The sequence below is a fragment of the Albidovulum sp. genome (assembly GCF_008933605.1).
In the GTDB taxonomy this organism is placed as follows: Bacteria; Pseudomonadota; Alphaproteobacteria; order Rhodobacterales; family Rhodobacteraceae; genus Albidovulum.
Genome location: NZ_WBUS01000096.1, coordinates 1 through 12582 on the forward strand (window position 1 = coordinate 1; position 12582 = coordinate 12582).

General features: G+C 70.3%; 14 protein-coding genes. 5 read left to right on the forward strand and 9 right to left on the reverse strand.

Translation table 11 applies throughout. The annotated features are described in order from the left end of the window. The coding region (locus F9K34_RS12625; protein ID WP_291337325.1) for a hypothetical protein at positions 1-282 on the reverse strand (282 nt) is incomplete at its 3' end. A 129-nt stretch (positions 283-411) separates the two neighbouring features. Here F9K34_RS12625 and infC point away from each other — a divergent pair. Then, the gene (gene infC, locus F9K34_RS12630; RefSeq protein WP_291337326.1) at positions 412-996 is read left to right on the forward strand and encodes a translation initiation factor IF-3; all 585 of its coding nucleotides are present in this window, start codon (positions 412-414) and stop codon (positions 994-996) included. 45 nt (positions 997-1041) lie between these two features. On the opposite strand, the gene F9K34_RS12635 is transcribed toward infC, so the two are convergent. After that, positions 1042-1692 (reverse strand): class I SAM-dependent methyltransferase, encoded by a 651-nt coding sequence (locus tag F9K34_RS12635; RefSeq protein ID WP_291337327.1) that lies wholly within the window; start codon positions 1690-1692, stop codon positions 1042-1044. A gap of 138 nt (positions 1693-1830) precedes the next feature. Here F9K34_RS12635 and rlmJ point away from each other — a divergent pair, with 138 nt between their 5' ends. Continuing rightward, positions 1831-2616, forward strand: coding sequence for a 23S rRNA (adenine(2030)-N(6))-methyltransferase RlmJ (rlmJ, locus tag F9K34_RS12640; RefSeq protein WP_291337328.1), 786 nt, complete (start codon positions 1831-1833; stop codon positions 2614-2616). Here the strand turns inward: rlmJ and F9K34_RS12645 are convergent. From F9K34_RS12645 to F9K34_RS12655, 3 genes are all read right to left on the reverse strand, one after another. After that, complete coding sequence (locus F9K34_RS12645) at positions 2606-3085, reverse strand: DUF1203 domain-containing protein (protein ID WP_291337329.1); 480 nt, start codon at positions 3083-3085, stop codon at positions 2606-2608. The two genes, rlmJ and F9K34_RS12645, sit on opposite strands and share 11 nt — an antisense overlap. Positions 3086-3178: 93 nt before the next feature. Then, positions 3179-4579, reverse strand: a complete 1401-nt coding sequence (locus F9K34_RS12650; protein WP_291337330.1) for a hypothetical protein — start codon at positions 4577-4579, stop codon at positions 3179-3181. Then, the gene (locus F9K34_RS12655) at positions 4576-5436 is read right to left on the reverse strand and encodes a hypothetical protein (RefSeq protein ID WP_291337331.1); all 861 of its coding nucleotides are present in this window, start codon (positions 5434-5436) and stop codon (positions 4576-4578) included. Before F9K34_RS12655 ends, F9K34_RS12650 begins: the two co-directional genes overlap by 4 nt. Before the next feature lie 160 nt (positions 5437-5596). On the opposite strand from F9K34_RS12655, the gene F9K34_RS12660 reads away from it, so the two are divergent. The 3 genes from F9K34_RS12660 to F9K34_RS12670 all read left to right on the forward strand — a co-directional run bounded on the left by F9K34_RS12660 (position 5597) and on the right by F9K34_RS12670 (position 10035). After that, positions 5597-7885, forward strand: coding sequence for a glycosyltransferase family 2 protein (locus F9K34_RS12660; protein ID WP_291337332.1), 2289 nt, complete (start codon positions 5597-5599; stop codon positions 7883-7885). Beyond that, positions 7872-8948, forward strand: coding sequence for a glycosyltransferase family 2 protein (locus F9K34_RS12665; protein WP_291337333.1), 1077 nt, complete (start codon positions 7872-7874; stop codon positions 8946-8948). The genes F9K34_RS12660 and F9K34_RS12665 overlap by 14 nt, the downstream gene beginning before the upstream one ends. Positions 8949-9075: 127 nt before the next feature. Continuing rightward, positions 9076-10035: a phosphoadenosine phosphosulfate reductase gene (locus F9K34_RS12670; RefSeq protein WP_291337334.1), complete on the forward strand. Its 960-nt coding sequence runs from the start codon at positions 9076-9078 to the stop codon at positions 10033-10035. Here the strand turns inward: F9K34_RS12670 and F9K34_RS12675 are convergent. From F9K34_RS12675 to F9K34_RS12690, 4 genes are all read right to left on the reverse strand, one after another. Further along, the gene (locus F9K34_RS12675) at positions 10032-10337 is read right to left on the reverse strand and encodes a hypothetical protein (RefSeq protein WP_291337335.1); all 306 of its coding nucleotides are present in this window, start codon (positions 10335-10337) and stop codon (positions 10032-10034) included. The genes F9K34_RS12670 and F9K34_RS12675 overlap by 4 nt on opposite strands. Positions 10338-10442: 105 nt before the next feature. After that, positions 10443-11297, reverse strand: a complete 855-nt coding sequence (locus tag F9K34_RS12680) for a DUF2189 domain-containing protein (RefSeq protein WP_291337336.1) — start codon at positions 11295-11297, stop codon at positions 10443-10445. 147 nt (positions 11298-11444) lie between these two features. Then, the gene (locus F9K34_RS12685; RefSeq protein ID WP_291337337.1) at positions 11445-11849 is read right to left on the reverse strand and encodes a carboxymuconolactone decarboxylase family protein; all 405 of its coding nucleotides are present in this window, start codon (positions 11847-11849) and stop codon (positions 11445-11447) included. Next, complete coding sequence (locus tag F9K34_RS12690; RefSeq protein ID WP_436405743.1) at positions 11849-12580, reverse strand: cyclase family protein; 732 nt, start codon at positions 12578-12580, stop codon at positions 11849-11851. Before F9K34_RS12690 ends, F9K34_RS12685 begins: the two co-directional genes overlap by 1 nt. Positions 12581-12582: the final 2 nt, after the last annotated feature.

Here is a 12582-nt window from a genome sequence, read left to right on the forward strand (position 1 = left end):
GGCGTCCTCGGCGGCCTTCTGGGCCGCGGCGGCGGCGTCCTCGGCCGCCTTCGCAGCCGCTTCCTCGGCCGCCTTCGCAGCCGCTTCCTCGGCAGCCTTGGCCTCTTCCGCGGCCTTGGCGGCGGCTTCCTCTTCGGCCTGCTTGGCGGCAGCGGCTGCCTCCTCGGCGGCCTTCTGGGCCATCGCCGCTTCCTCGGCCGCGCGCTGCGAGGACGAGTAGTACCAGTACCCGCCGCCGGCGAGTACGAGGATCAGGATGGCGATCAGGGCGTTCCGGTTCATCGTGTGTTCCTTCCGAAATCGGAAAAGGGGAGAATGGCTTTGCTATCGCAGAATACGCCGGCACAGGAAAGGCACTTCGCGCTGCGCCGCTCCGAAACCGGCTTGAATCAGCCATGCGGGACGACTAGTTTGCCCGCCACTTGCACCGGCCACGACAGAAGGAACGCCGCCATAGCCCGCAGACCGCACAACGCCCCGCCGCCGCAACGCGATACGGGCCCACGCATCAACGAACGCATCCGCGCCCCCGAGATCCGCCTCATCGGCGCCGACGGCGAGAACGTCGGGGTCATCACGCCGGGCCGGGCCATGGCCATGGCCGAGGAACTTGGCCTCGACCTCGTCGAGATCTCGCCCAACGCGGTGCCGCCGGTCTGCAAGATCATGGACTTCGGCAAGTTCAAGTACGAACAGCAGAAGAAAGAGGCAGAGGCGCGCAAGAAGCAGAAGATCATCGAGATCAAGGAAATCAAGTTCCGCCCCGGCACCGACACGCATGACTACGAGGTCAAGATGCGCTCGGTGAAGAAGTTCCTCGAAGAGGGCGACAAGGTGAAGGTCACGCTGCGCTTCCGCGGCCGCGAGATGGCCCACCAGGAGCTTGGCCTCGACCTTCTGAAGCGCGTGGCGGCCGACGTCGAGGCCATCGCCAAGATCGAGAACATGCCGAAGCTGGAAGGCCGGCAGATGGTGATGATGATCGGCCCGAAGTGAGCCGAAGCGACAGGACCGACGGCCCTCCCCGGCGGGAGGGCCTTTTCATTTCCGCTGGCGCTCCAGCACAGTGACCTGGAAACTCTGCCGGTTTCCCTTGGGCGTGACATGCACGTGCCGCCGCCCCTCGACGAGGCGGAAGGCGCCGGGCGAAATGCGCTCGACCGTGGCGAAGAGCGAGGCCGGCGCGTAACGGCAGACCGGCAGGCCCGAGCAGGTCTCCGGCCCGTCCTCTGCGAATGTGGCGACGATCGCATGGCCGCCCGGCCGGAGCGCCGCGGCCATCGCCGCGACATAGGCCGCGCGGTCGCGCTCCGCCGTCAGGAAATGGAAGACGGCCCGGTCGTGCCAGAGCGCCCATTGGCCCGGCGGGTCCCAGCCGGTGATGTCGGCGGCGATCCAGGTCACGGCATCGGCGTCGGGTCCGAGCCGCCGTTGCGTGGCGTCCAGCGCCGTCGGCGCGATGTCCAGGACGGCGACGGGGCCGTAGCCCCGCTCCAGAAGCGCATCGACGAGGCGGGACGTGCCTCCGCCCACGTCGATCACGGTGGCCCCTTCACCCGGCGGCAGATAGTGTTCGATCAGGTCAAGGGAGACCTGCGGCCGTGCCTCGAACCAGGTGAACGCAGCCTCCTCCCGCGCGGAATAGACATCCCGCCAGTGCCGGGCCCGCTCCGCCGGCTGCCGCTCTGCCATCGCGCCCCTCCCGCGGACCCGATACATCCCCGTCACGCTATCGGCAACGTCGCGTGGCGGTCAATCATCGCGGGCGAATTGCCCTGGGGCGCGCGATCGGCTAGAGCCGGCGGGGCCTGCCGCAATGCCGGGTGCGCGATGCTCTCCTACCAGCACATCTACCACGCGGGAAATCCCGCCGATGTCCACAAGCACGCGATGCTCGCATCGCTCCTCGCCTACCTCACCCGCAAGGACAAGCCGCTCACCTATCTCGAGACGCACGCCGGGCGCGGGCTCTACCGGCTCGACGCGCCCGAGGCGGTGAAGACCGGCGAGGCCGCGGCCGGGATCGGCCGGGCCGCGGCGCTCTTCCCGGCGGACCACGCCTATCCCGGGATCCTCGCCGCGGTGCGCGACCGCTACGGGCGGGCCGCCTACCCCGGGTCCCCGCTTGTCGCCGCGCTCTCGCTCCGGCCGGGCGACCGGATGCGGCTCGCCGAGCTTCACCCGCAGGAGTTCGCGGCGCTGGAGGCGACGATGCGCCCCTTCGGCGCAGATGTCCGGCGGGAGGACGGGCTGGCCTTCGCGCTCGCCGCAACGCCGCCCGATCCGCGCCGCGGCCTGTTGCTGATCGACCCGAGCTACGAGGTGAAGGCAGACTACGCGGCGATGCCCGCGCTTCTCGGCAAGGTCCACGCGAAGTGGAACGTCGGCGTCCTGGTGCTCTGGTACCCCGTGCTCGCCAGCGGCGCGCAGGCCGGCATGGCGGCGGCGCTCGACGCCCTCGCCCTGCCGAAGGCGATCCGGCACGAGGTCCGCTTTCGCCCGGCCCGCGAGGGCCATGGCATGATCGGCTCCGGCCTCTACATCGCCAACGCGCCCTTCGGCACGGCCGAGGAGGCGCGGCGGCTAGACACCATCTTCGCCGCACTCACCCGCTGAGTGCGCGCCGTATACGGCACTGGAAGCAGTTGTTGCGGGCCGAGCGGACGTCGACGAAGGCCACGCGCGGGTCCTCGAGGAGGCCCGCCGCGTAACCGGCAAGCGCGGCCGCCGCGACCACGCGGCCGGTGCCGTAGACGATGCGGTGATCGGAGGAATAGCCCTTCAGAAGGTAGTCCGGGCTCGTCGTCAGGATGGGCGGCACACCCGCCCCCTCCCATCGTCCGCAGTCGTCGGCGCAGAGGAAGATCGGCCCCGTCTCGGCATAGGGCTGCGGCGCTGGGAAGGGCCGGTGGGCGAGGATCAGGTACTCGCGCCCCGCCGGCACATGGGCGAGGCAATGCCGGCAGGGCACGCCGTCGCCATCCGAAACCGCGCCGCGCTCCGCAGGCTGGCCGTTTGCGTCGGGCCCGCCCCTGCGCAGGTCCTCCGCCAGTCCGCTCTCGAGCGCCTCGAATGTCAGGTCCATCCCGTCCTCCCTGGCTTGCGCGCCATGAGGTAACGCAGCCGCGCGGTCGTCGCGACCCGATCCTTGCGCATTTGACGGCGGCCTGCCCGGAGGTCAAAGATCCTTCAGGGCCAGCCGGATATAGCGGTTCTCGCCCCGCTTCAGTACCCAGTCGGCGACGCGGCGCGCGAGGTCCGGCCGCCCGCGCGCCACGGCCCGCTCGAAAAGTTCGCGCTGGTAGCGGGGGAAGTCGCGTCGCGCGCGCAGGAGCCGGTAGAACTCCGCTTCCGTCAGCGACCCCGCGAGCGCCTTCAGCATGACCTCGGACAGGATCCCCATCTGCAGGAGCGAGGAACCGAGCCGGTGGCCCATCAGCGGCGCGCGCAGGAGCGTGACGTTCGCGCCCGTGAACCGCCGCGCATGGGCGGCGTCGAGAGGCTCGTAGGGATCGTAGAGGATCGTCACCCGCCGCGCCGCCTGCGATGCCTGCGCCGCGTCGCCGTACTTGCCGGAAAAGTCCTTGTCCCAGACCGTGCGGTATCGCGTCTCCCAGGGGACGACGGCCTTGTCGAGGGTCGATTGCGGGCTGATCGCCACGACCTCGGCCCCGGGGCAGGCGGCGGCGAAGGCCGCGGCCGCATAGCCCCCCATCGAGGCGCCGTAGAAGACCACGCGGCCGAACCGCCCGAAGAACCCTTCCCGCGCAAGCCGGTCGAATTCCCCCATTGCCCAGTAGTCGCGATACCAGGTCCAGCCGCCTGCCATGACCCCCAGCATCGACCAACCCTGCTTCTCGATGAACTCGAATCCCCAGGGCCGCCGGTCGGCGCGCTTGGTCATGGCGATGTCGAGGTTGTCGAAGGTGACGACCAGCACGGAGGGGTCGCGCGGGATGTAGAGGAAGGAATGGACGCCGTTGTCGGTGTAGAACCCGAAGGGGCCGGCGAGGCGTCGGGCGATCGCGGCCCAGTCTCCGTCCTCGGCAGGCGCGCCGATGGCGGCAGGGGCGGACGGGCGGAACACCGCCCGCGTCACCTGGCGCCCGCCCGCCTCGTGGGTCGCGAGCGTCTCGCAGGCGCCGTAGCCGTTCAGGAAGGGATAGCTGCCCGATCCCTTGCGGATGTCGGTCAGCATCACGCTGTCGGCGTGCATCCCGCCTTCCAGAAGGGGCGCGAGGTGGCGTGCCTTCCAGGAGTCGCCGAAGCCGGCGAAATTCGCGATCACGTCCCAGGGCCGGATCTCCTCGGCCGAGCCCACGCGCGTCACCGCGTCGCGCGGCACGCCCGCGCGTTCCAGCGCGGCCATGTAGGGCGCGACCCAGGCCGAGGGCGCATCGGCGAAGGCGCCGGACTTCACCATGTCGACGAGGAAGATGCGGCAGCCGTGCCGGTCGTGGAGCGCACGGGCGAGGTCGAGCGCCCCGCCGCCGACGTCGGCGAAGCTTTCGACCCGGACGGGCCCCAGCGCGAGGATCGCCTCGGCCGTCGCCTCGTCCACCGGGACCCGCGCGTTCATTCGCCGTCCTCGTCGTCGTCCGGCTCGCCCCCGTGGCCCCGGATGGGCGCGGCGGAGGGGTCGATCCCGTGTTTTCGCAGAAGCTGCCCGACGAGGCTTTTCGGCCGCGGCACGCCGCCCATCTTCTGCGCGATCCGCGCGCGCATCCGCCGGCCGTAGAAGTGGATCGAATAGGTGTCCTCGGTCACATAGGCCGACCAGTCGAGACCGGGGCGGAGCATCAGCCGCCGGTCCTTGTACTCGAAGGGATAGAGCGCCGCGCGCGGCAGGGCATGGCGGATCTCTCCCGTCTTCTTGAGGAAATGCGTCAGCGCATGCGGCCCCCAGACACCCCAGGGCATCTCGCCCGCGGGAACCGGCGTGCCGGCGGCCTTCTTCGCCTCCAGTTCGCGCCGGTAGGCGTCGCCATACCATTCGGGGATGGCGTATTCGTCGGAGGTGAAGTCGAGCAGTAGGCCCAGCGCCTCGCTGTCCCTCGGCAGGCCGAGTACGCCGCCGTTCACCCCTTCCTCGCTTTCCCAGGCGAAGAAGTGCCCGGTATCGCTGCGGAAGGTCTTCACGCAATAGGCATCGGTATCGGCCCAGATCGTGCGGTCGCCCTTCGCCAGCAGATGATAGCGGAAGAGGTCCGAATGCAGCGCCGGGCTGCCGGTGCGGCCGTGACGCAGGAAGCCCTCCTGCGGCAGGATCGTGCGCGCGTCGGCAATCTCCACCCCTCCGGGCACGTTCGGGATCGGCTCGTAGGCATAGAGCCGGATCGCGTGGCCCGCGTCCACGAAGGATTTCAGACAGAGCTGTTCGAGAAAGCTCAGGGCCCCGCCGATCCAGAGCGCCGCGATCTGATAATCCTGTGCCACTGCCGCCTCGCGCCGATCTCCGCCGGGGTTTCGCGCGAGAGTGGCCGAAATCGGCTCCTTTGCCAACTGCCCGCAGGGCCGGCGCTTCGCCCGCGGCGTTTGCCTCATGCCCCCGCGCATGGTAGGAAAAGCCAAGACCGGCCCGAACGGCAGAGCAGGCATGACCGATCCTCCCCCGAGCGTGGTGATCCGCCGGCGGCTCGCCGCCGGGTCTGCGGGCAGCCTCCCCTTGCTGGATGCGGTGCTCTGCCCCGATACGGGCAGCGGTGCCTGCTTGCGCGCATTTACCCGCGCCGGCGTCGCGCCCGACGCCTTCGACCCCGCCCCGCGCGCCGACTGTGCCGGCATCCGCGAACTGCGCGAGGTCGCCGGCGCCGTCATGGTCGTGGCCGACCCATCGCCCCCCCGGCTCGCGCTCGCAGCCGGCGCTGCGGCGGAGGTCTCCGCGGCGGCGGCGGAATGGGATCTGCTCGCCGGACGCAACTGCCTCTTCGGCGCGCGGCTGGAGGAGAGCGCGGAGACGGTGGCCGACTGGCTTCGCTACCACGCCCGCGCCCACGGCGCGACCGGCGCGCTGATCGTGAACCGCGCGCCCGACGACAGCCTCGTGGGAAGCCACGCCGGCTTCGCCGGGGCGCTTCAGGCGCTGCTCGCCCCCCTGCCCGGCCTCGTCGTGGTGATCCTGGAAAGCCCGGTGCCGCTCGGCAAGCCGGACCTTGGCCCCGAAAACCATGTCTTCCTCGCCCCCGACGCGCCGGGCAGGGACCGCATGGAGCCCCCCGCGCCGGACCCCTGGCGCGCGCCCCTGGGCGAGGGGCTGATCCACGAGATCGCGAAATGGCGCTTCCTCGCCCGGGCCCGCGCCGTCCTCTGCCTCGACGTGACCGACCTGCTCGCCGACCGGCGGGGCGGGCCTTCGGCCTTCGACCTCTGCCGCCGGGCGCAGGGTGGCGTCGTTCTCCTGGTCGGGCGGCGCATCTACCCCTGGCGTATTCGCGCCGGGTCGCCCGAGACCTTCGGCGACCACATCTGCCGCCCCTTCGACGCCCGCCGCGGCATCGCCCGCTGGGGCGTGGCACCGGACCGCGCCGGGCTCGACCGCACCTGGCGCACGCTCCGCGTCGCCTACACGCGGCCGGACGCCGACAAGACCGTGGCCTTCTGGCGCGCCATGGCGATCCGGGTGCCGGGCCGGAAGCCCGCAGAACTTGCCCCCAAGACCTCGCTCGTCGAGGACCCCGCCCTCCTCGACCTCGCGCGCAGCCACTTCGGCGCGGACCCCGTCCGGCCGCCTCTCTCGGAGCCGCGCGTCCAGCCGGACGCCCGGGCGACCCGCACCTGCATCGTCACCACGATGAAGAACGAGGGCCCCTTCATCCTCGAATGGCTGGCCTATCACCGCGCGATCGGCGTCACGGATTTCCTCGTCTATACCAACGACTGCACCGACGGCACCGACACGATGCTGGACATCCTGCAGGCCAGGGGCCTCGTCCAGCACCGCGCGAACCCCTTCCGCTCCATGCCCGGCCTGATGCCGCAGCACGCCGCCCTCCAGGCCGCCGAGGCCGAGGAGGTGCTGCGCCGCGCCCACTGGGCGATCTGCATGGACGTTGACGAGTTCATCGACGTCAAGCTCGGCGACGGCACGCTCGGCGCGCTCTATGCCGCGATGGGCGAGGCCAACATGATCTCGCTCACCTGGCGGCTTTTCGGCAATGCCGACGTCCACGAATACCAGGACCGCTTCGTCACCGAACAGTTCCCGCTCTGCGCGCCCGAACTGATCCGCAAGCCGCACCAGGCCTGGGGTTTCAAGACGCTCTTCCGGACCATCGACATCTATCGCAAGCTCGGCGTCCACCGGCCGAAGGGGCTCAGGCCCGACCTCTGGGCCGAGGTGCGCTGGCTCAACGGATCGGGCAAGCCGATGCCGGAAAGCATGTACCGCAACGGCTGGCGGTCGAGCCTTGCGACCTATGGTTACGACTGGGTGCAGCTCAACCACTACGCCGTGCGCTCGGCCGAAAGCTTCCTCGTGAAGCGCGACCGGGGCCGGGTGAACCACGTGGACCGCGACCAGGGCCTCAACTACTGGTTCCGCATGAACCACAACGCCGAAGCGGACCTGTCGGTCCGGCGGATGCTTCCGGCCGCGCGGGCGGAGTTCGACCGGCTCATGGCCGATGCGGACATCCGCGCCGCGCACGAGGGCGCCGTCGCCGCGCACCGGGCCAAGATCGCCGAGCTGAAGGCCCGGCCCGACTACGCCGCCTTCTACGCCGAACTGACCGGCGAACGGCTGGAAAGGCTGTCGCGGATGCTCTCGGTCTTCGGTTCCGCCGTCTTCACCGCCGGCCCCGGCGTGGTGCCCGAAGATCTCCACCGGCGCGCCCTGCCGAAAGGCTTCTTCTTCACCGTGGAGCCTCCGGCCGATGCCGCGCAGTGAGCCCCGCATCCTCGCCATCCTGACGGTGAAGAACGAGGGCGCGTTCCTCCTCGACTGGCTCGCCCACCACCGCGCCGCGGGCTTCACCGATGTCCTCGTCCTCTCGAACGACTGCGCGGACGGCACCGACCGGATGCTCGACCGGCTCGCCGCGATGGGCTGGCTCACCCATGTGCGGAACGACGGCTCGCACCGGAAAGGACCGCAATGGACGGCACTCGCCCGGGCCGACGAGCATCCGCTGAAGGCGGCGGCGGACTGGGTCCTGGTCCTCGACATCGACGAATTCGTGAACGTCCATGCCGGCGACAGGACGGTGCAGGCGCTTCTCGCGGCGCTGCCCGGGGCGACGGCGATCCCGCTCACCTGGCGGCTTTTCGGCAACTGCGGCGTCAGGGCGTTCGAGGACCGCCCCGTGCCGGAACAGTTCCTGCGCGCCGCCCCCGCCGTCATGGGCTGGCCGTGGCGGGCGGCGATGTTCAAGACGCTGTTCCTGAACGACGGCAGCTACGGCAAGCTCGGCGTCCACCGCCCGCGCCAGCCCGACCCCGACCGCCTCGGCCGGCAGCACTGGTTCGACGGGTCGGGGCGGGAGTTGCGCCACGCCTTCCACACCGGCCGTGTCTTTTCCGACTACGGGCAGGACAACTACCGGCTCGTCCAGCTCAACCACTACCCGCTCGGCGCGATGGAAAGCTACGTGCTGAAATCCGACCGCGGCCGGGCGAACCGCGAGGCGGCGGCGACGGACCTGTCCTACTGGGTCGAGCGCAACCTCTGCGCCGAGGACGATCACTCGATCCTCGCACTTTCCGAACGGACCCGGCCGATCCGCGCGGAACTCGCGGCCGACCGCGTGCTCGGCCCGCTTCACGACGCCGCCGTCGCCTGGCGGCACAGGCGATTCGAGACGCTGATGGGATCGGAGGAGTGGCGCGGGCTCTACGGGCGGTTGATCATGACCGGGCCGAGCCGCGTCCTCTCGCCGGAAGAGCACGGAATCATCGCCGCTTACGCCGCCCGGACGAGTGCGGAAACAGAGCGCGGCGGCGGCGAGGGATAGGCAGATCGCCGGAAACAGTGCGTCGGAAAATCTCCAGTCTTTTCAAGGGTGGCTATTCAGCCAACTTGCGCGCTCCCGCTTGCCCGCCGCAGATTGGTGAACGGGAAGTGTACGGGTGCGTGGGGCAATGCAGGACAATGAGGCGAAGACCGCTGATCCGCGGTCTCTGTCCGATGCGGACTGGTTCGCCAGACTGGAGGAGATCGGCGACGAGGCCGGTTACTTCCAGTGGCTCGGCCGGAACCACGCCGCCTTCTTCCTCGACGAAAGCCCGACCCTCATCGTCACCTTCGAGACCGCCGCCTCGATCCGCCAGGGCCAGCCGGGGCAGCTTCCGCTCGGCTATCACGTGGCCAAGGGGCGCGGCTGGTCGCATCTCTGCCTCATCGCGCGCACCGAGACCTGGTATCGCGACCCGGCCGTCTTCGCCTATTTCGACCGGCTCGTGGACGACGCCTTCTTCGAGGATTTCGACCGCGTCGTCTTCTGGGGCAACGGCATGGCGGGCTACGCGGCCGCGGCCTTCTCCGTCACCGCCCCCGGCGCGACGGTGATCCTCGGCGCGCCGCAGGCAACGCTCGACCCGCGCATCGCCGGCTGGGACCCGCGCCACCTCGAGATGCGGCGGATCTCATTCACCGATCGCTACGGCTTCGCCCCGGACATGACCGAGGGCGCGGGGCCGGTCTACGTGATCTTCGACCCCGAACAGAACCTCGACGCGATGCACGCGGCGCTCTTCGCGCGGCCCCACGTGACGCTCCTGCCCTGCCGCAACCTCGGCCGCGATGTGGGCGAGGCGCTGGACCACATGCGCATCCTGCCCTCCGTCCTCGCCGCCGCAGCCACGGGCGCCTTCGACGAACGGCTCTTCCGGACGTTCTACCGGACGCGCCGCAATTACCGGCCCTACCTGCGGAACCTCCTGGCCCGGCTGGACCAGGACGGGCGGGCGCTCCTCGCGGCCCTGCTCTGCCGCAACGTGATCGGCCGGCTCGACGCCCCGAAGTTCAAGACCCGGCTCGAGCAGCTCGAAAGCCAGCTCGCCGCGGCGGGCGTGAAGCTGCCGCCGCTCCATCCCCGCTAGCAGCGGTACGCCACCGCGTGAAGCTCGTAGACATCGGCGCCCGGGGTGACCGGATCGAAGACGACCGTGTTGGCGCCCGCATCGCGCGCATCCGCCATGATCGTGTTGCGGGCGTATTTCACGCCCTGGTCGGCAAGCACGCCATAGACCCCCGGCGACATGCGGATGTCGGTGACATAGCTGCAGGCCGCCACCTCCGCCGCCGTCGCCTCGCGCACGCCGCTCGCGCCGACGAACCCGGGGTCTTGCGTGCAGGCTGCCAGACCGGCCGCCAGCACCGCGCCAAGTGCAATCCGTTTCATTCTCTGCCCGATGGTTGCCTCATCCAGTGCCCGCGAGTCTGCGCGCAGCCCGCGGGCAACGCAAGGCCGGCCGGTCCGGTTCCGCCCCCGTCGGCGTCATTCCCCTCAGACCACCGCCCGGCGGTAGAGGTGCCAGGTCGCATGGCCGAGAACCGGCATGACCACCGCCAGCCCGACGAGAAGCGGCAGCGACCCGAGGACGAGACCAAGGGCCACGATGAACCCCCAGAGCGCGATCGTTGCCGGGTTCTCCCGCGCGACGCGGACCGAGGTCACCACCGCGACCGGCAGACCGACCGCCCGGTCGAGCAGGAGCGGGAACGACACCACGCTGGTCATGAGGACGAGGCACGCGAAGAGAAAGCCGACGGGCAGGCCGAGGGCCATCATCGCCCAGCCTTCGGGCGTTGTCAGCACCGCCGTCAGGAACGGCCCGGTCGAGGTCGGGACGGCATCGCCGAGGGTCGCCTGGGAGATCACATGCGCGGAGAGGATCCACAGGACGAAGACCGCGAGGTGGCCGAGCGCCAGCGCCAGGATCGCGCCGAACCGCGGTGAGCGGAGGACGCCGAAGGCATCGCCCCAGCCGACCGCTTCCCCGGCCTCGCGCCGGCGGCTCATCTCGTAGAGCCCGACCGCCGCCGCGGGACCGACGAGCGCGAAGCCCGCCAGAAGCGGGAAGGCGAGCGGCAGCAGGTTGCGGTGGAAGGCGAGCCAGACAAGGCAGGCGCCCGCGATCGGATAAATCAGCGCCGCGACGATGACGTCCGACCGCAGCGCCGCGAAGTCGGCAATGCCGAGGCGCAGCGCGGCCCTTAGGTCCTCGACCCCGATCCTGCGCACGTCGGGAATCCCCGCCCCCTCGCTGCCCAGTTCCCGTGCGGCCGCACCGATGTCGTGCCCTGCCGCGCCCAGCATCTTGACGCCCCAGGACAGGGGATTGCCGATGGTGGTGGCCATGATGATGATCCTCCCGCTCAGCCAGACCTCCGGCTTCACAGGGGCAGTCCGGCGTCCACCGGGCCTGCGTCCCGTCGTGCCGATGCCGCATCATACCACGGATGCGGCGCGCCGACCGACACGTTTCGGCGAGCAGCAGCCCGCGTCTCAGCCGCCACCGCGCTCGAAGGCCGGATCGACCGGCACTTGTAGGGCGGTGGCGAGCGCGTTGGTCTGGCTCGCCATCGCGATCACGGCGAGAAGCTCGCCGTGCTGGGCGTCGGTCATGCCCTTCGCCCGCGCCGCGGCGGTGTGGGAATGGATGCAGTATCCGCAGCCATTCGCCACCGAGACGGCGATGTAGATCAGCTCCTTCGTCAGGGGATCGAGCGCGCCGGGCGCCATTACCGCCTGCACCCGCTCCCACGTCGCCTTGAGAAGCGCCGGGTCATGGGCGAGCGCGCGCCAGAAATTGTTGACGAAGTCGGTCTGGCGCTTCGCCCTGATGTCGTCGAAGACGGCGCGGGCCTCGGCCCCCGCCGCCCTGTCGGTGAGAACCGGGACCACCGCCATCAGACGACCGCGATGATCCGGGCCGGGCCGCCGGTGCCGGTCTTGTGCTTGGGCGCGCCGATGAAGATCGTGGCTCCCCTGGCCGGCAACTGGTCGAGGTTGGCGATGTTCTCGATGCCGAAGCGCCCGCCCGGCAGCCAGGAGAAATGCACCGCGAAATCGGCCGAATTGCCGGGGTCGAGCGACAGCGTGTCGACCGCGATCGAAGCCGCGCCAAGCTCGGCGAGGTAGTCCGTCGCCTCCCTGGAGAAGCCGGGGAAGGCGAAGGCGCCCTCGGGCGTGTTGCGGAACGCGGGATCGCCGACCTTCGCCGCCCAGCCCGAATGCATCGCCATGCAGGCGCCCGCCGGGATCTCGCCGTTGGCGGAAATCCAGGCGTCGATGTCTTCCTTCATGACCATGGCGTTGGCGTCCTCCGCCGCCTTGGCCGTCAGGTCGAGGACGCAGAGCGGCGCCACGAGGTTCTCCACCGGCAGGTCGGCGACCGAGGCCCCGTCCTTCGAGAAGTGCAGGGGCGCGTCGATATGGGTGCCGGTGTGTTCGTAGATGGTGAGCTTCCAGAGCTGGTAGCCCGACTTGTCGATGTTGACCGCCTCCTCGTAGAGGATGCCGGGATTGCCGTCGAAGGTCGGGAAGGCACCGTCATAGGCATGGGTCAGATCGACCGCATTGCCGCTCGACTGGGCCAGCGCCGCCCGCGCCGAACCCATGCCGGCGGCCGCCCCCGCCAGCC